An 18,084-nucleotide genomic window follows, 5' to 3' on the forward strand; every position below is an offset into this window, starting at 1 on the left:
ACGCGACGGAGCCCGCCGGGCGGCGGGCTCCGTGCGAAGGTGTCGAGCGGGCGACGGGCCGTTCCCGGCTCAGGCCTCCGGGTAGATCAGCACGCCACGGATGTTCTTGCCGTCGCGCATGTCCTGGTAGCCCTCGTTGATCTCGTCGAGCGTGTAGGTCTTGGTGACCATGCCGTCGAGGTCGAGCTGGCCCTTGCGATAGAGCTCGCCCAACTTGGGGATGTCGGAGCGCGGGTTGGCCGACCCGAACAGCGACCCCACGACCTGCTTCTCGGACAGGGTCAGGTCGATGAGGGGGATGTTGTTGGAGGGCTCGTTCCACGGGTGGATGTTGGTCACCACGACCCGTCCCCGCTTGGAGGTGATGCCCATGATCTGGGCCATCTCGTCGCCCTTGCCCACCCCCATGGTGAGGATGACCTTGTTGCACATGCGCCCCCAGGTCTCCTCGCGGATCAGCTCGGTGGCCTCCTCGACGCTGCTGGCGGTGTGGGTGGCGCCGAACTTCTGCGCCGTCTCCCGCTTGAACTCCACCGGGTCGATGGCGAAGATGCGCTCGGCGCCGGCCAGGCGGGCGCCCTGCACGGCGGCGGAGCCGAGACCGCCGACGCCGACCACCGCCACGTTGTCGCCCGGCGCGACCTCGGCGGCGTAGACGGCCGAACCCCACCCGGTGGTGGCGCCGCAGCCGAGCAGGCAGACCTTGTCGAGGGGCAGGTCGTCGAGCACCTTGACCGCCGACCACTCGTGCACCACCGAGTGGTAGGCGAACGTGCCCAGGCCGGCCATCACCAGGGCGTCCTCGCCCTTCACGTGGATGCGGGCGGTGCCGTCCATCATCTTGCCGCCCATGATCATCCACCCGTTGTCGCACAGGTTGGAGTGGCCCTCGGCGCACGAGGGGCACTGCCCGCAGGCGGCGACGAAGGAGTACACCACGTGGTCGCCGACGGCGAAGTTGGTGACCTCGGGACCGACGGCCTCCACCACGCCGGCGCCCTCGTGGCCAGCGATCCACGGGTAGCCCCCGTGGGGCATGTCACCGGTGATGAAGTGCTCGTCGGAGTGGCACAGCCCCGAGGCCACGTTGCGGACCAACAGCTCCTTGCCCTGCGGCGGGTCGATCTCGATGTCCTCGACGCTCCACTCGGTGTCGTCGGGCCCCCACAACATCGCGGCTCTGCTCTTCACGCGTCTCCCCCTGGGTCGATCGGCCGGCCACCTGACCGGGACGGGCTGGAATCTAGTCCTCCCCGGCCGTGACGTCCGTCGCCCCAGGGCGGCTCGGCACCATCGTCAGCGGGCGAGCGGACCGCCGGGGATGGGTGTGCCCGGCGGATCGACCTCGGTCTCACGGGCCGTGCCGGTGCAGCGGCGGGAGAGCTCGGGGACGCCGGTGCGGTAGGTGTGGCAGGACTCGTCGGCGGGCCGGGCGTCGGAGGCCACCTCGATGGCGTCGAGGTCCATGAGTCGCCCGAGGCCGATGCTGCAGGCCCGGCGCAGCACCACCACGGGCTCGCGCTCGTCGGCGGGCACCCTGGTCTCCAGCCACTGCGAGAACGGCCGGCGGTCGAGCGCCATGCCGGCGTAGGGCCCGTCGCCCACCACCTCCTGGCCGTGCAGCTCCCAGTCGAGCAGCTCCACCCCGTCGCGGGTCAGCCGGGCCCGCCGCTCGACGAAGGAGGCCAGCTCGATGTGGACCTCGTACACCAGGGGCTGGGCGTCGAGCGCATGGGCGGCGGCCAGGGCGGCGAGGTCGACGGTGTGCACGCACTGGGTCCGGCGGTCGTCGACCCAGCGGTCGGCCAGCACGGCGTCGTCGAGCGAGGTGCCGGCGAGCGCCGCCAGCCCCGCGGCGCCGACGGGGCAGGTGGACCAGGGCACCCGCACCCCGACCGCCTCGGCCGCGGTGATCCGGGTGCCGTCGTGGGCGAGGCGCACCCGGAAGTGGTGGATGTAGTCCTCCATGGCGGCGTCGACCGAGCCCGCACCGGGGACGATCTCGATGCGGCGCCGGTAGGTGAGCGGCCCGCGACGCAACCCGACACCGATCCCAGGGTGCGACTCCAACTGCTCGGCCATGAGGATCCCTCCGGTGTCCCGCCTCGTGCGCTGACCGGGCACGCTAACCCCGCCGCCGACGCGGGTCCCACCCCTCGCACCGCCGCCGCGTGATTGGCTGTCGGCCATGGGTTGGGATGCAGACGCGGGGGTCATGACCGTCGACGAGGCGGTGCCTCGCCGCCCGAGGACCTTCTGGGCCGCGGTGGAGGAACGGGCGGCGGACACGCCGGACGGCGTGCTCGTGGTCGACGACCTGGGCCGGTCGTTCACCGCCCGGCAGTTCCGCGACGCGGCCGAGGCGGTGGCCGCCGGCCTGGCCGAGCACGGCGTGGGTGCGGGCGTGGCGGTCACCTGGCAGCTGCCCACCAGCATCGAGGCCGCCGTGGTGACGGCCGCCCTCGCCCGGCTCGGGGCGGTGCAGAACCCTGCCATCACGGTGCTGCGCGAACGCGAGATGCGCATCGTCGTCGACCAGGTCGACCCCGCGCTGGTGCTGGTGCCGGGCACCTGGAAGGGGTTCGACCACCACGCCATGGTGCAGGCCCTCGACCCCTCGGCCCAGACCGTGGTGGTCGACCACCGCCTCGCTGCGGCGGAAGGGGGTCTGGCCCTCCCCCTCGGCGACCCCGCGATCCTCGCCCCTCCCCTGCCGGGCGGCGACGCCGAGACCCGCTGGATCTACTACTCGTCGGGCACGACCAGCGCCCCCAAGGGGGTGCGCCACACCGACACCTCGGTGATGGCGGCGTGCGACGCCATGCTCGAGCGGCTCCGCATGGGCCCCGACGACCTGTACCCGATCGCCTTCCCCCTCTCCCACATCGGCGGCGCGGCGATGCTGGCCATGGCCCTGCGCTCGGGCTGCACGTTGGCCCTGTTCGACACGTTCGACGCGTCGACGGCCGACACCATGGCGTCGTTCTCGCCGACGCTGCTGGGCTCGGCGCTGCCGTTCCACCAGGCCTACATGGCCGCCCAACAACGGCACGGCGCCGAGCCGCTCTACCCGCGCCTCAAGGCGTGCACGAGCGGCGGGGCGGCCAAGCCCAGCGGTCACCACGCCCGGGTCCGGGAGGTGCTCGGCGGGGCGGGGGTCGTGTCGGCATGGGGCCTCACCGAGGCACCCGTCGTGACCCAGGCCGCCCTCGACGACAGCGACGAGCAGCTCGACGGCACCGAGGGCCGCCCGGCGCCGGGGGTGCAGATCCGCGCCGTCGCCATCGACGGCCACGTGTGCGCGACCGGCGAGGAAGGCGAGCTGCGGGTCAAGGGGCCCCAGGTGTGCCTGGGCTACGTCGACCCGTCGCTCGACGCCGACGCCTTCGACGCGGAGGGGTGGTTCCGCACCGGCGACCTCGGGGTGATCTGGCCGACGGGCCATGTGGCCATCACCGGCCGCCTCAAGCACGTGATCGTCCGCAACGCCGAGAACATCTCCGGCAAGGAGGTGGAGGACGTGGTGCTCACGTGCCCCGCCGTCGCCGACGTGGCGGTGCTCGGCGTCCCCGACGAGCGCACCGGCGAACGCGTGGTGGCGGTCATCGTGCCCGCCGACGACGCCGAGGCCCCGAGCGTGGCCGAGCTCGGCGCGCACTGCACGGCGCAGGGGCTGGCCCGCTACAAGACCCCCGAACAGGTGCACGTCGTCACCTCCATCCCCCGCAACGCCATGGGCAAGGTCCTGGTCCAGGACCTGCGCGACGAGCTCACGGCCTGACCCACGAGGTGCGGCCCGCCCGGGCCGAACCAGAGGAGGAACCATGAACGAGGTCCGCGTCGAGGAGGCCGAGCCCGGCATCCACGTGGTCACCATCGACCGCACCCACCGCCGCAACGCGCTCAGCTCCAACGTCCTGGCCGAGCTGCACGGGGTGTTCGACGCCCTGGCCGGCGACCCGGCCGCCCGCGTGGTGGTGCTGACCGGCGAAGGGGTGTCGTTCTGCACCGGGGCGGACGTGAAGTCCGGGCCGGAGGACGCCGACGCCGTGCAGGGCACCCCCACCGGTGAACTGCTGTCGCGGGTGCAGGGCGACCTCACCCGGACCTTCCTGGCCCAGGAGCTCATGGCCGGGCTGTTCGAGCGGGTCCACCGCATGCGCCTGCCGGTCATCGCCGCCGTGAACGGCCACGCCCACGGCGGCGGCTTCGCCCTGGCCCTGGCCTGCGACATCCGCTACGCCGCCGAGTCGGCCAGCTTCGGCGCGGTGTTCATCAAGCGCGGGGTCTCGGCGTGCGACATGGGCACCAGCTACCACCTGCCTCGCCTCGTGGGCGCGTCGCGAGCAGCCGAGCTGATGCTCACGGGGCGGGTGTTCGATGCGGCCGAGGCCCGCGAGATGGCCCTGGTGCTCGACGTGGTGCCCGACGGCGAGGTGGTGGAGCGGGCCATGGTCACCGCACGCGAGATCGCGTCGAACCCGCCCCTGGCGGTGTGGATGACCAAGGAGACCATGTGGCAGACGGTCGACGCGCCGAGCCTGCGCCACGCCCTCGACATCGAGAACCGCACCCAGATCATGTGCACCGCCACGGGGGAGCTCACCGAGGCGTTCGCCGCCTTCCGCGAGGGTCGCCCGGCCGAGTGGAAGCCCCTCTGAACCAGATCTGCAGGGGGCGAGGGTTGGCGGCCAACGCTCGGTCCAGTGGCAATCGGCTGTGTGGGGCGAGTGCCGACCACGGTGCGTGATGTCGCTGGCGGTCGGGCTGCGCCCGTGGATCGGCGATCGGGGACGCCGAGGGTGAAATTGCCCACGTCGTAGCGACAATGCGAGATGGCCGACGAGGTTGTCGCCATGACGTGGGCAGATCGGCGAGTGGCACGGGCGGACCGGCCCGGTGCGGGCCCTGGATCTCCAGGGCCGACAGGAAGGGTCGATTCCCTCCCGGCCAGATCCCGGCGTTCGGGGCGCATCGGCTGGCGTAGGTTCGAGGCTGTATGAGGAGTCAGGAGAGCCCATGATCTCGACTCGACGTGACGCGACCTCCCGAGCGGCTCGAACCACCGTTGCGACGCTGCTGGTGCTGGGCGTCGCACTCGGCGCCTCCGGGTGTGGATCGGACCAACCCGCCATGGGCGACACGCGGATCACGGACTACGCGTTGGGCTACCCGACGACCGACGAGTCGATGCCCTCGACCCACGAGATCACCTACGACCAGCGGGGTGGGAAGACCCTGTGGGTCACCGGGATGATGCACGACAGCCTCGTCGAGATCGGCCTGGACGGAACGGCGACGGACTTCTTCCCGATGCCCGCCGGCAGCACTCCGCACGGCGTGGCTTTCGATGCGGACGCCAACCTCTACGTCGGCCTGCAGTACGCCGACGGACCCGACGACCGTGGGCAGATCGCCAGGGTCGACCCGCAGACGGGCGCCGTGCTCGAGACGCACGCCGTCGGAGCCGATCCGCATGGGATGAGTATCGGCTCGGACGGCGCAACCGTGTGGTTCACCGGCAAGCTGAGCAACGTGGTCGGCCGCGTGACCGCCCGAGGAGAGGTGAGCACGTGGCCCCTTCCGACACCGGAGGCGATGCCCATCTACATCACCCCCGGGCCCGACGGTGACGAGCACATGTGGTTCACCGAGCTCACCGGCAACAAGATCGGACGGATCGCTCCCGACGGCTCGATCAGCGAGTTCGCCATCCCCACGCCGGACAGTCGGCCCATCGCCATCGTCCCCGATCCCCGGGGTGATGCGCTGTGGTTCTCCCAGGAGGCGGGCAACAAGGTCGCCCGCATCGACCTGGACGGCACGATCACCGAATACCCCGTCCCCCGGTCGCAGAGCAACGTCATCCTCGGGGCCCTGACCTTCGCCAGCGACGGCGATCTGTGGATCCAGCAGTACGTCAACCAGGATCCGGAGATCGGTCCGCAGGGGCCTGGCGGAGACGACCATCTCGTGCGGCTCGCCGCGGACGCCCTGACCCGTGACCCCGACCGACTGCAGGACGGCGACTTCACCTTCTACGCCGTGCCGACCGAGAAGTCGGTCCTGCATCGCATCATCGAGGGCCCGGACGGCGGCATCTGGTTCACCGAACTCGCGACCGACAAGATCGGCCGACTCCAGCCGGACTGACCGCCCCTTGCGATGGCCGATCGCGCACTGAGCTCCCAACCGGCACCATGCGCGAGTGGCAGCTCAGGGCGACCTCCTGTTGTCGATCCGGCGGCAGTTCAACTGGGGCATCGTCGTCGTGGGCGATCGGGACGATCCCGACGTGCCTGTCGAGCTGGATGAGGATGGTTTCGCAACGTCGGGCACGACACTCGCGTTCGCAGTGCGCCACGCGCAGGACACTGACCTGGATGACATTGACGCGGATGAACGCGTTCGTCTCGCAGAAGTAGCCATCGACGTGATCGCAGGCCCTCCGACTGGTCCGACGACGTTTCAGCACGTCGTCCTCGTCAGATCAGGTTCACTGTCGATCGGTGACGCCGACGGGGTGGATTCGGTGCCGATCGAATCAGGGCATTGCCGAATCAGCGTGGTGCTGAACCCCCCGGAGCGCGCGGAGAACGTTCGGGTCTGGGCGGAGCAAGCGGCGACCAGGGGCAGTGATGGCCGATGAAGCTGTACCTCGAGACGAGCCTGCCGGTGCCTCGATGTGCCGGAGGGTGGCCACGTTCCCGGCGGTAGGTGGCAGCTCAGGGTTCGATCAGTGACTGGAGACGGGCAGCGATGTCGCCGACCTCGGAGCGACTCGTCGTCGCCCACATCACGAACTCGTACACGGCGACGTTGGGAACCCGGGTCGTGGTGACGCCGTTCAGTTCAAGGAACACCGCCGTCGCCAACCACCCGAGGCGCTTGTTCCCGTCGACCAGGGCGTGGTTCGCCAACAGCGACTGCAACAGTGCTGCGGCCTTGGACCAAAGGTCCGGGTACGCGTCCTGCCCCCCGACCGTCGCCTGAGGGCGGGCTGCGGCCGAGGCCAGCAGACCGGCGTCGCGAAGTGGGGCCGGCTCACCGAGCAGATCGACTGCCAGGCCCACCAGGTCGTCGACGTCGAGGTACTCGACCTCGTCGGTCACTGCCCGAGGCGGTCCAGGGCCTCGGCGTGAGCCGTGCGAACCCGCGTGGACGCGGTCGCGACCCGCGCCCGGTGCTGTGACCGATCCACATACTCGCGAACCGCACGACGGGCCGCTTCCTGCATCGAGATCCCCTCGTGACGCGCTTGCTCACGCAGCGCATCCTGCTCCTCGTCGGTCAGTCGCAGGGTCATGGGCACGGGCCCGATGGTATCAAAGTGACACTTCCCATGATGCGCCGTCGAGTGACGGTTCCGAGGGCAGCATCGGTGCAACCCGCTACCACCGACCATGGCGACGTGGCCATCGCTGGGCCGCGGTTGTTGCCCGCCAGTGGACCGATCCTGTTCGCCGCCGACCGGCGAGCGGGAGCGGGCGCCCCGGCGGCGCTCTGGATGAAATATGCAAAGATGCCTCGGTGATCACCGACGACGGCATCGCCCAGCTCCGCCGGCGCATCGGGGTGCCCCGCCCGCACTCGGCACCGCCTCGCTACCTCAGCCCCAACAGCGACGCCTTCCGCCACGTGGCCCTGGCCTACGGCGACGACAACCCTCTGTGGTGCGACCCCTCCTACGGCGCCTCCACCCGGTGGGGCGGCCCCATCGCCTCGCCCCACCTGGTGGGCGGCGACACCCTCATCGGCGAGGACGAGGTCACCCGCCTCGAGGGCGACACCAGGGCCCTCATGAAGGGCGACCCCCTCGGCGGCGTGCACGCCTTCTACTCGGGCTCGCACCGGGAGTGGTGGAACCCACTGCTGCCGGACACCCGGGTCAGCCGCCGCAACGCCCTCGTCGGGGTCCACGACAAGGCCAGCGACTTCGCCGAGCGAGCGGTGCACGAGTGGTTCGCCGAGGTCTTCGGCGCGGTCGACGGCCCCATGCTCTCGGGCCAGTACCGGCTCATGATCCGCACCGAGCGCCAGAAGGCGCGCGAGCGCAAGGCCAACGACGACGTCGAGATCCGGCCCTACACCGACGACGAGATCGAGGCCATCGAAGAGGCCGTGGCCGGCGAACGCGACCGTCGTCGGGGCGCCGAACCCCGTTGGTGGGAGGAGGTCGAGGAGGGCGACGAGCTGCCCACCCTGGTCAAGGGCCCGCTGCGCATCACCGACATGGTGGTGTGGCACACCGGTGTGGGCATGGGGCTCTACGGCGTGTCGGGGCTACGCCAGAACGTCGACCACCACCGGCGCATGCCCCGGTTCTTCAAGCGCGACGAGCTCAACGTGCCCGATGTGCAGCAACGCCTCCACTGGGATCCCGAGTGGGCCAAGCGGGCCGGCAACCCCACCTCCTACGACTACGGCCGGATGCGTGAGACCTGGCTCATCCACCTGTGCACCGACTGGATGGGCGACGACGCCTGGCTCTGGAAGCTCGACTGCCAGTTCCGCAAGTTCAATTACGTGGGCGACACCCACTGGATGCGGGGCACGGTCACCCGCAAGTACCTCGCCGAGGGCGACCGCCCTGCGGTCGACCTCGACGTGTGGGGTGAGAACCAGCGCGGCGAGACCACCACCCCCGGCCACGCCACCGTGCTGCTGCCCTCCCGTGAGCACGGCGAGGTGCGCCTGCCCGACCCTCCCGGCGGGGCCACCACCTGCCAGGAGACCCTCGACGCCCTGGCCGCCCGCTTCGCCGCCGACGAGCAGGCCTGAGGGGCGAGGCCCGACGGGCGAGGCGCGACGACGGGCGACCGCTAGAACGCGTGGCGGGGGAGGGTGAGCGGCAGGTCGAGCGAGCTCACCAGCCCGGGCTCGGCGTCGACCACCGCCGGGATGGCGTTGACGATCCGCATGGTGGTGGCCACCATGCCCTCGTCGCTGAACGTCTCCGGCGTGCCCACGGTGAGCTCGGCCTGCATCCCCGGATCGCCCTCGACGACGACCCGGTAGGTGCCGTCGCGATCCGCGGTGGGCCACTCGGGAGCCACATCGGCGGCCATGCGGTTGACGTGCTCGATGACGATGGCGTCGCGTCCGCCCACCACGCCGATGGTCTCGAAGCGCACCGCCCCCACCGTCCCGGCCTCGATGACCCCGCAGGCCACCTCGAGACGTCGGGGGGTGACGGCCCGCTCGTAGGTCTCGCGCACCTCGTCGAGCTCGACCCCCATGGCGGCCGCCACCATGCGCACCGGTGGGCCCCAGGTGCCGGCCTGTGCACCCGGGGTGGCCATCAGCGGCGTGTGGTCGAGCGGCTGGCCGAACCCGAACACCTCGCGCATGGTGAACTCCACCGGGTAGCCGTGGTAGCCGAAGATCTCCTGGACGCGCACCGACTCCACCCGTCGGGACATGGTGAGCAGGGTGAGCACGAACTGGTCGCCGGCGAAGCCGGGTTCGATGCCCGACGCGTACAACGTGGCCCCGCCGGCGGCGGCTGCGTCCTCGAGCCGTCGACGCAATGCCGGCTGGTAGGCGGGCGGGAACACCAGGCCGGCCGAGGTCACCGTGACCACGTCGATGCCGGCGGCCAAGAACCGTTCGTAGTCATCGGCGGCGGCGGCGTCGAGCCCCGGACCGCTGGCCGCGTAGCAGATGCAGTCGGGGGCCAGGCCCACCAGCGCCTCGGCGTCGCCCGTGGCGGTCACACCGATCGGCCCGATGCCGACCAGCTCGCCCGCATCCCGACCGTCCTTGTCCGCGGCGTGCACCCACACCCCGACGAGCTCGAGGTCGGGGCGGTCGGCGACGGCGGCGACGGCTCGGGCGCCCACGCCCCCGGTGCCCCACACCACCACCCGTAGCGGGCGGTCGGCGGTCATCTCGGTCGTGGCCTCGTGCGTGCTCACGGGGTCCCCTCCTGGTAGGTGGCGGCCAACTGTCGACGCAGCACCTTGCCCACCTCGCTGCGGGGGAGCTCGTCGACCCAACGGACAGCGACCGGCACCTTGTAGGGCACCAGGTGCTCGCGGCAGTGGGCGACCAGCTCGTCGTCGCCGACCTGCTCGCCGACCACGAACGCCACCGGCACCTCGCCCAGGCGCTCGTCGGGCACCCCCACGACGGCCGCGTCGGCGATCTGGGGGTGCAGGCGCAGCACCTCCTCCACCGCATCGGGGAAGACCTTGTTGCCGCCCCGGTTGATGAGGTCGCTGGCCCGCCCCTCGATCCACACGAAGCCCTCGTCGTCGACCCGGGCCAGATCGCCGGTGTCGAGGAAGCCGTCGACGTCGCGGCGCTCGTCGAGGCCGACCGCGGCGTTGGGCGGCTTCACCCAGAGGTGGTCGTCGGCGTCGACGCGGATCTCGACGCCCGGCAGCGGGCGACCGGCGGCACCGACCTTCTCGGGGTGGGCCTTGGCATCGGCCGCGGTCCAGCCGACGACCTCGCCCATCTCGGCCTGGCCGTAGCTGTTCAGCACGTGCACACCCTCGAACTTCGCCGCGAAGCGCCGGGCCTGCAGCGGCGAGAGCGGAGCGGTGATGGAGCGGACGTAGCGCAGCGGGGCGAGGTCGTCGACGTCGGAGTCGGTGAGCATCGACATCGCCGCCGGCGGGAGCACGGTGGAGCGGATCTGGAACCGATCGACGAGCTCGGCGAAGGCGCCGGGTTCGAAGCGGTCCATGAGCACCAGGGCGGCGCCGGCCCGCAGACCGAACAGCGCGTTGTAGATGCCGGCGTTGAGAGCCATCGACACCGGGATGAGGTTGGGGGTGGGCGGCCGGTCGGAGGTTCGGCCGGCGCGCAGCGGACCCAGCACGCGGTCGAGCAGCTCGAGGTAGGCCTCGTGGGTGTGCAGGATCGGCTTGGGCCGACCGGTCGTACCGGAGGTCCACACCACGAAGGCCACGCCCGGATCGAAGCGTCGGGGCTCGCCGTCGAGCACCGTGCTGCCCGATTCGGTGACCAGCAGGGCGGGGCGGGTCTCGGCCACCACGGCGTCGACCTCGCGGCGGGGCAGGCGGGGGTTCACCGGGACGTACACCCCACCGGCTGCCCACACCGCGGCCATCGTGCACACCAGCTCGGGACCGTTGGGCAACATCACCGCCACGCCCTGACCGGGTTCGATGGCCAGCTCGGCGGCCAGCTCCCGGACCCGGGCCCGGGCCTCCCCCGCGCTCGTCGAGGTGGTGACGGTGTGCAGGAGCCCTTCGTCGTCGGCGAATGGGTGCTCGAGCAACAGATCGGCCAGGTTCACCAGCACCTCCTCCGTGCGGGCGCGCGGCGCCGCCCCGGGTCGTGGCTTCAGCGGATGAGGGGGTCTCGGGGCAGGCCGAGGATGCGCTCGCCGATCTGGTTCCGCTTGATCTCGGAGGTGCCGCCGGCGATGGACATGGCCCGGTGCATCAGCGACACGTTGGCGGCGATGGAACCGGGCCCGTCGAGGAACGTGCCCTCCGGGCCGGCGAGGGCCTGGAGGACGGCGGCCGCCTCGTGGGCGTTCTCGGTGAGCACCAGCTTGGTCACCGCCCCCTCCGGGCCCGGCGCCCCACCGGCCACGGCCCGCTGGGCCCGGCGCACGTTCATGGTGGCGATGGACTGGGCGTCGGCGACGTAGCGCCCCACCCGGCCGGCGCCCCCGGCCAGGAGGTGAGGCGCTTCGTCGAGCGCGGCGATGAGCAGCTCGCCCGGGATGTTCATGGCGCCCTGGCCGTCGCCGAGGCTCACGCTCTCGTTGCCCAGCGTGGCCCGGGCCACGGTCCAGCCGTCGTCGACCTGGCCGACCACGTCGTCGTCGGGCACGAACACGTCGTCGAAGAAGACCTCGTTGAACTCGGACCCGCCGCTCGGCATGCGCAACGGACGGATCTCGACGCCGGACGACTCGAGGTCGATCACCATGGTGGTGATGCCGCTGTGCTTGGCCACGTCGGGGTTGGTGCGCACGGTGGCCAGGCCCCAGCGGGCCACGTGGGCCCCGCTGGTCCAGACCTTCTGGCCGTTGATCAGCCAGCCACCGTCGACCCGGGTGGCCTTGGTCTTCACGCCGGCGGCGTCGGAGCCCGCATCGGGCTCGGAGAAGAGCTGGCACCAGATCAGCTCCTGGTCGAGCGCCGGGCGCACCCAGCGGGCGATCTGGTCCTCGGTGGCGTGCTGGATGAGCGTGAGGATGACCCAGCCGGTGATGCTGTACGAGGGCTTCTTGACCCCGGCGGCGGCGAACTCCTCTTCGATGACGAGCTGCTCGACGGGCCCGGCCCCGCGGCCCCACGGGGTGGGCCAGTGAGGCACGGCGTACCCCTTGTCGACCATGACCTTGGTGCGAGCGGCGTCGTCGAGGTCGGCGACCTCGGCGACGAAGGCGCGCACCTCGTCGCGGATGGCTTCGGCCTCGGGCGGGAGCTCGACCGAGCGGGCCAGGCGGACCCCGGCCCGGTGCAGGTCGGTGACGTCGCGGGCGGCGGCCTCGGCGTCGACGACCGCGGCGATGGCCAGCGCCCGGCGCAGGTAGAGGTGGGCGTCGTGCTCCCAGGTGAACCCGATGCCGCCGTGCACCTGGATGTCGAGGTTGGCGGTGAGGTCGGCCGCGGGGACGGCCGAGGCGGCGGCCATGGCCGCCGCGTAGCTGCGGTCGTCGCCGGTGGAGCCGCCGACCCGGGCGGCCTCCCACACCAGCGAGCGGGCCTTCTCGGCGGCCACGAACATGTTGGCGCAGTGGTGCTTGACCGCCTGGAAGGTGGCGATGGGCCGGCCGAACTGCTGACGCTCCTTGGCGTAGGCGGCGGCCAGATCGGTGCAGGCCCCGGCCACCCCGGCGGCCTCGGCGGCGAGCAGGATGCGGGCCAGGTCGCGCAGCACCCGGGCCCCGCCGGCGAGGACGTCGACCGGGGCGCCGTCGAGGACCACCCGCGCGGACCGGCGGGCAGGATCGAGGTTGGGCGGGACCGTGACGGTGACGCCGTCGACGCTCGCGTCGAGCACGACCACGTCGTCGCCGGCGGTGAGCACCAGGAGATCGGCGAGGCCCGCACCGAGGGCGACGGCGGAACCGAACGCCTTGCCGTCGGACACGTCGATCTCACCCTCGAGGGCGATGCCGGCCACGACGGAGCCGTCGGCCAGGCCGGGCAGCAGCCGGGCCACCATGTCGTCGGGGGCCACCTCGGCGAGCGTGGCGCTGGCCACCACGGTCGGCACGAAGGGGCCGGGGGCCACGACCCGACCGAGCTGTTCGACCACGACCGCCAGCTCGAGCAGACCGAAGCCGGACCCGCCGTGGGCCTCGGGGAGGTGCAGGCCCAGCCATCCGAGCTCGGCGAGAGCGGACCAGAACGGCGGGAGCTCTTCGGTGTCGGACTCCAACAGCTGTCGGGCCGCGCCGAGCGCGTCGTGCTTGGTGACGACATCGGCGGCGACCTCGGCCAGGGCGATGTGGTCCTCGGTCAGGGCGATGGACATGGTTGCGACCTCGAGTACTCGAACGGAGCGGTGGCGGGCGAGCCCATGATGGGCCGACGAGCGAGCGGGGCGCCCGGCGAGAGCCGGATTTCCCCGGTGGTGGATGATCGGTGCTCGGCTGCGGAGGTGGCCGGCCGCCGTGCGTGCCGTCGACCGCCAGCCGACGCGGAGCCGGCGGACCCCGATGGTCGGCCGTCGAAGTATAAAACATACGACGGTGCCATGAGCGGCCGCAGCCTCTCGCCCGACGCGCCAGGGCCGTCGGTCGAGACGACCGACGGCCCTGGCCTCGAGCGGGAACCGGGTGGGTGGATCAGGCCGGGCGGCGCTGCACCAGGCTCTTGCAGTTGTCGTACATGATGAGGCGCTGCTCGTCCTCGGGGTACCCGGCCTCGGTGAGGTCGTCGGTGAAGGAGTGCGGATCGGCCAGGCCCTCGGTGTGGGGCCAGTCCGAGCCCAACAGCAGGTGGTCCGAGCCCATGATGCCGCGCAGCGCGGCGAGGTCGTTCTCGTAGAACGGCGACACCCACACGTTGCGCTTGAAGACCTCTCGGGGGTCCTCGGCGAAGGCCTTGGGGGTCTGGCTGTAGAGCTTGCCCAGGCGCTTGAGCAGCGGCGCCACCCAGTCGGCACCGGTCTCGATGGTGGCGAAGCGGATGTGGGGGAAGCGCCCCATGAGGCCGTGCAGGATGAGGGCGGCGAAGGTGTCGGCCACGGCGTCGTGCGACAGCGCGGCGCGCAGGGGCTCGAAGCGGTGGGCCTCCATCTCGGCGCCCTCGCCCCACATGGTGATGAGGTCCATGTAGGCGTTGCCGCCGCCGTGGTAGGCGACGGTGACACCCGACTCCTGCACCTTGGCCCAGAACGGGTCGAAGCGGGGGTCGGCCGGGCTCTTCATGCCCTCGGCGGTGAGCACCGGACCGGTCTGCAGCAGGATCACGCGAGCGTCGCGCTCGAGCACCCACTCGAGCTGCTCGATGGCGTTGTCGACGTCGGACAGCGTGAGGTAGGGCACGGCGAAGATGCGCTCTTCGTAGGCGAAACCCCAGTCCTCGTCCATCCACTTGTTGAAGGCGCGGAACGCGGCCCGGGCGGCCGGCAGGTCATCGCGCAGGGCCATCTCCATGCCGACGCCCAGCGTGGGGAAGAACAGGGCCCCTTCGATGCCCAGCTGATCCATGGTCTTGAGCCGGATCTCGCGGTCGCGGTAGGCGGGATCGCACGGCTCGAGCTCGCCGAAGAGGTCCTTGACGCTGTCGCCCTTGGGGTTGTTGCCCCGGAAGTACTGCTCGAGGCTGCCCGGCGCGCTGAGGCGGTCGAAGGTGGGGTTGGGGATGAACCGGTTGATCTTGCCGCCGACGAGCAGCATCTGGCGGCCGTTGACCTCGGCCCACTGCATGGCCCGCTTGGCGTACTCCGGCTCGATGTGGCGGGTGAAGGCGTCGAGCGCCTCGTAGTAGTGGTTGTCGGCGTCGAACACGCGCATCTCGTCGGACATCTGGTGGTCCCCTCTCCCCGGCCGGACTCTGGATCCCCGGCGCTGACTGAACTCTGATTCTAGTCCAGGAGGGCCGGACGACCAACGCCCGCCGGGGTTTCTCCTGCGGTCGGACGCCGCCGTACCCTTCGGGGGCAGCGCGTGACCGGGCGCGCCGCACCGTCCACCGGGGGGACACCGTGACCGACAGCCCACTGACCGTCTGCGACACGCCCGAGGAGCTCACGGCGGCCTGGCTCACCGCGGCCCTCGGCACCGCCGGGGTCGCCACCCCCGTCACCGCCAGCCGCTTCGAGCGGGTCGGCACCGGCCAGATGGGCACCAGCTACCGCCTCTGGCTCGAGTACGCCGATCCCGAGGCCGCGGCCGCCGAGGGCGCCCCCGCCACACTGGTGGCCAAGATGGCCGCGGGCGATGCGGCCACCCGGGCGGTCATCGGCGACGGCTACCGCAACGAGGTGAGCTTCTACCAGGAGCTGGCCGACACCCTGGCCGTGCGCACCCCTCGTTGCTGGTACGCCGACATCACCGACGACAACACCTGCTTCGTCCTCCTGCTCGACGACCTGGCGCCCGCCACCCCCGGCGACCAGGTTCGGGGCTGCTCGGTGGAGGAGGCCACCCATGCGGTGATCAACCTCGCCGGCCTGCACGGCCCCCGCTGGCGCGACGAGGCCCTGCTGGAGCTGCCCTGGCTCTCGCGCCACGAGCGCGAGGGAGCCGAATTCTACGCCCAGGTCCTGGCCGGGGCCATCCCCACCTTCCTCGACCGCTTCGGCGATCGCATGGCCGCCGAGGACCCCACCACCCTCGGCGAGGTGCCCGAGCACCTGGCCGACTGGCTGCTCACCCGTCCCGAGCGCTTCGCCGTGATCCACGGCGACTACCGCCCCGACAACCTCATGTTCCCCGCCCACGGCCCCGGCGTCTCGGCCGTCGACTGGCAGACGTTGGCGCTCGGGCTGCCGGGGCGCGACGTGGGCTACTTCCTGGCCACCAGCCTCGAGGTACCGGTCCGCCGAGAGCACGAGCGCAGCCTCGTCGGCGCCTACCACGAGGCGCTGATCGCCCACGGCGTCGACGACTTCACCCTCGAGGAGTGCTTCGAGGACTACCGCTTGGGGGTGGTGCAGGGTCCGCTCATCACCGTGCTCGGCGCCGTGTACGCCACTGACCCGACCGAGGCCAGCGACGCCATGTTCACCGCCATGATCACCCGCTCGCTGGCCGCCATCCGCGACCTGCGCCCCTTCGACCTGCTCGAGTGATCCCGGGCCGGCGAGCCCGGCCCAGACACCCGGCCCGGTCGACCCCACCGGTCGACCGGGCCCGCAGCGTCAGCCCTCGCCCGCCTCTTCCTTCTCGAGCTGGTTCTTCAGCAGCTTGCCGGTCTGGTTGTACGGCAGGGCGTCGCGGAACTCGACGTACTCCGGGACCTTGTACTTGGCCAGCGCCTCGGCCACCCAGGCCTTCACGTCGTCCTCGGTCAGACCCGAGTCCGGGCGGCGCACGACGAACGCCTTCACCTCCTGGCCGAGCACCTGGTGGTCGACGCCGATGACGGCGGCGTCGTCGATCTCGTGGTGCTCGACGAGGCGGTTCTCGATCTCGATGGGGTAGATGTTCTCGCCGCCACGGATGATGAGGTCGCGCATGCGGCTCTCGAGCACGAGCATGCCGTCGGTGATGCGGCCGAAGTCGCCGGTGCTGTACCAGCGATCATCGTCGAGGGAGTCGGCGGTGGCCTCGTCGTTGTTCCAGTAGCCGCGGAAGATGGACGCGTGGCGCAGGTGGACCTCGCCCACCTCGTCCTCCGGCAGGGGACGCCCCGACGGGTCACGGACCTCGACCTCCGTCGTGGGGTTGGCGATGCCCACCGCCTCGGGCCGGGCCTCGAGCAGGGGGCCACCGATGCCGGTGCCCATGCCGCAGCTCTCGGACATGCCGTAGCCGCAGCCGAGGCCGATCCAGGGCATCTTCTCGCGGAAGAGGCGGAACAGCTCGGGCGGGAACACGGCGCCGCCACCGCCGGCGCTGGTGACGCCGGTGAGGTCGTAGTCGTCGAAGTGCTCGTACTGCAGGAGGCGCCAGAACTGCGTGGGCACCCCGCTCCAGTTGGTGATCCCGTGCTCGACGGTGAGGTCGAGGTGGGCCTTCTCCTCCCAGCGGCCGGGCGGCGGGAAGACCAGCTTGTTCCCCAGCTGGGGGCCCCCGATGAGGGTGGCCACCAGACCGGAGATGTGGAACATGGGGCTGGCCATGATGGTCGCCGGCTGGGGCCGGGGGCCGGCATCGGGGTCGGCCGGCGGCGCGAACTCGGCGGCCACGGCAGCCGACAGCCGGTTCGACTGGCCGAAGTGCAGGAAGCCCCGGTGGGTGAGGGTGGCCCCCTTGGGCCGGCCCGTGGTGCCGCTGGTGAACAAGATGATGGCGGGGTCGTCCTCGTGGAGGTCGACGTCGGGCCGGGTGCCCGGTCCACCGGCGACCGCCCGTTCGACGAGCTCGTGGATCTCGACGATGGGCACGTGGACCTCGGCCTCGAGCTCGTCGAGGCGGGCCAGGCGGCGCTCGTCGCCGGTGACCACCTTGGGCGACGTGAGCTCGATGCCGTGGACCATCTCGGGGCCCGTCCACCAACCGTTGAGACCGGTGAGGATGGCCCCCATGGACAGCACGCCCCACGCCACCACGAGGTACTCGGGGCAGTTGGCCGCCACCACCGCCACCCGGTCGCCCTTCTCGATCCCGTACTCGTCGGCCAGCAGGCGGGCCACGGCGTAGGCGGCATCCAGGGTCTCGGCGAAGGTCTGCGTGCGGCCGGTGTCGGCGTCGACCAGCAACGGCAGGTCGCCCCACTGCTCGACGGCGTTCTCGAAAGCCGCTCGCAGGTTCGGCATCCGCTGGGCGTAGACCTCGGCCGGCGCGCCGAGGACGTCCTCCACGACGATCTCGAACGGTGCCCCCTCCCCCAGGAGGCGCTCCCGCGCATCGTCGGACAGGAAGGCAGCTCCCTGCCACGTGAGGCGAGCGGGCTCGGTCATGGTGGTTCCCCCTGGTGGTCGTCGAACGGTCGCGAAGAACGGCGCGAGCAAAAGAGGATCGCGCAACCGAGCGGG

15 protein-coding genes are annotated in these 18,084 nt (G+C 71.5%); 6 read left to right on the top strand and 9 right to left on the bottom strand.

Annotation, left to right across the window (positions count from 1 at the left end; translation table 11 throughout):
• Positions 1 to 69 precede the first annotated feature (69 nt).
• Both LUW87_RS09400 and LUW87_RS09405 read right to left on the bottom strand, forming a co-directional pair.
• A complete protein-coding gene (locus LUW87_RS09400; RefSeq protein WP_232670916.1) occupies positions 70 to 1,191 on the bottom strand; it encodes an NDMA-dependent alcohol dehydrogenase in 1,122 nt (373 codons plus the stop codon).
• A gap of 105 nt (positions 1,192 to 1,296) precedes the next feature.
• Positions 1,297 to 2,082, bottom strand: a complete 786-nt coding sequence (locus LUW87_RS09405; protein ID WP_232670917.1) for a DUF2889 domain-containing protein — start codon at positions 2,080 to 2,082, stop codon at positions 1,297 to 1,299.
• A gap of 133 nt (positions 2,083 to 2,215) precedes the next feature.
• On the opposite strand from LUW87_RS09405, the gene LUW87_RS09410 reads away from it, so the two are divergent.
• The 4 genes from LUW87_RS09410 (at position 2,216) to LUW87_RS09425 (ending at position 6,649) form a co-directional block, all read left to right on the top strand.
• Positions 2,216 to 3,781, top strand: coding sequence for a class I adenylate-forming enzyme family protein (locus tag LUW87_RS09410; RefSeq protein ID WP_232670918.1), 1,566 nt, complete (start codon positions 2,216 to 2,218; stop codon positions 3,779 to 3,781).
• Between the two features lie 43 nt (positions 3,782 to 3,824).
• Positions 3,825 to 4,661, top strand: a complete 837-nt coding sequence (locus LUW87_RS09415; RefSeq protein WP_232670919.1) for an enoyl-CoA hydratase/isomerase family protein — start codon at positions 3,825 to 3,827, stop codon at positions 4,659 to 4,661.
• Between the two features lie 472 nt (positions 4,662 to 5,133).
• Positions 5,134 to 6,153, top strand: coding sequence for a Vgb family protein (locus LUW87_RS09420; RefSeq protein WP_232670920.1), 1,020 nt, complete (start codon positions 5,134 to 5,136; stop codon positions 6,151 to 6,153).
• Between the two features lie 55 nt (positions 6,154 to 6,208).
• Complete coding sequence (locus tag LUW87_RS09425; RefSeq protein WP_232670921.1) at positions 6,209 to 6,649, top strand: hypothetical protein; 441 nt, start codon at positions 6,209 to 6,211, stop codon at positions 6,647 to 6,649.
• Positions 6,650 to 6,725: 76 nt separating this feature from the next.
• On the opposite strand, the gene LUW87_RS09430 is transcribed toward LUW87_RS09425, so the two are convergent.
• Together LUW87_RS09430 and LUW87_RS09435 are read right to left on the bottom strand one after the other, a co-directional pair.
• Entirely contained in the window at positions 6,726 to 7,112 is a 387-nt protein-coding gene (locus LUW87_RS09430) for a type II toxin-antitoxin system death-on-curing family toxin (protein WP_232670922.1), read from the bottom strand.
• The gene (locus tag LUW87_RS09435) at positions 7,109 to 7,306 is read right to left on the bottom strand and encodes a ribbon-helix-helix protein, CopG family (protein ID WP_346742549.1); all 198 of its coding nucleotides are present in this window, start codon (positions 7,304 to 7,306) and stop codon (positions 7,109 to 7,111) included. Before LUW87_RS09435 ends, LUW87_RS09430 begins: the two co-directional genes overlap by 4 nt.
• A gap of 224 nt (positions 7,307 to 7,530) precedes the next feature.
• Between LUW87_RS09435 and LUW87_RS09440 the strand changes: the two genes are divergently transcribed.
• A complete protein-coding gene (locus tag LUW87_RS09440; protein ID WP_232670924.1) occupies positions 7,531 to 8,781 on the top strand; it encodes a hotdog family protein in 1,251 nt (416 codons plus the stop codon).
• Between the two features lie 41 nt (positions 8,782 to 8,822).
• On the opposite strand, the gene LUW87_RS09445 is transcribed toward LUW87_RS09440, so the two are convergent.
• From LUW87_RS09445 to LUW87_RS09460, 4 genes are all read right to left on the bottom strand, one after another.
• Positions 8,823 to 9,890: an NAD(P)H-dependent amine dehydrogenase family protein gene (locus LUW87_RS09445; RefSeq protein ID WP_249420163.1), complete on the bottom strand. Its 1,068-nt coding sequence runs from the start codon at positions 9,888 to 9,890 to the stop codon at positions 8,823 to 8,825.
• Positions 9,891 to 9,913: 23 nt separating this feature from the next.
• Positions 9,914 to 11,269 carry a class I adenylate-forming enzyme family protein gene (locus LUW87_RS09450; RefSeq protein WP_232670926.1) on the bottom strand — a complete coding sequence of 452 codons (1,356 nt, stop codon included), beginning with the start codon at positions 11,267 to 11,269 and terminating at the stop codon, positions 9,914 to 9,916.
• Between the two features lie 47 nt (positions 11,270 to 11,316).
• The gene (locus LUW87_RS09455) at positions 11,317 to 13,470 is read right to left on the bottom strand and encodes an acyl-CoA dehydrogenase family protein (protein ID WP_232670927.1); all 2,154 of its coding nucleotides are present in this window, start codon (positions 13,468 to 13,470) and stop codon (positions 11,317 to 11,319) included.
• Positions 13,471 to 13,783: 313 nt separating this feature from the next.
• Complete coding sequence (locus tag LUW87_RS09460; RefSeq protein WP_232670928.1) at positions 13,784 to 14,968, bottom strand: amidohydrolase family protein; 1,185 nt, start codon at positions 14,966 to 14,968, stop codon at positions 13,784 to 13,786.
• A gap of 179 nt (positions 14,969 to 15,147) precedes the next feature.
• Between LUW87_RS09460 and LUW87_RS09465 the strand changes: the two genes are divergently transcribed.
• Complete coding sequence (locus LUW87_RS09465) at positions 15,148 to 16,236, top strand: ecdysteroid 22-kinase family protein (RefSeq protein ID WP_232670929.1); 1,089 nt, start codon at positions 15,148 to 15,150, stop codon at positions 16,234 to 16,236.
• Between the two features lie 69 nt (positions 16,237 to 16,305).
• On the opposite strand, the gene LUW87_RS09470 is transcribed toward LUW87_RS09465, so the two are convergent.
• Positions 16,306 to 18,009 carry a class I adenylate-forming enzyme family protein gene (locus LUW87_RS09470; RefSeq protein WP_232670930.1) on the bottom strand — a complete coding sequence of 568 codons (1,704 nt, stop codon included), beginning with the start codon at positions 18,007 to 18,009 and terminating at the stop codon, positions 16,306 to 16,308.
• Positions 18,010 to 18,084 lie beyond the last annotated feature (75 nt).

The sequence above is a fragment of the Rhabdothermincola salaria genome (genome assembly GCF_021246445.1).
Classification (GTDB): Bacteria; Actinomycetota; Acidimicrobiia; order Acidimicrobiales; family Acidimicrobilacustridaceae; genus Rhabdothermincola_A; species Rhabdothermincola_A salaria.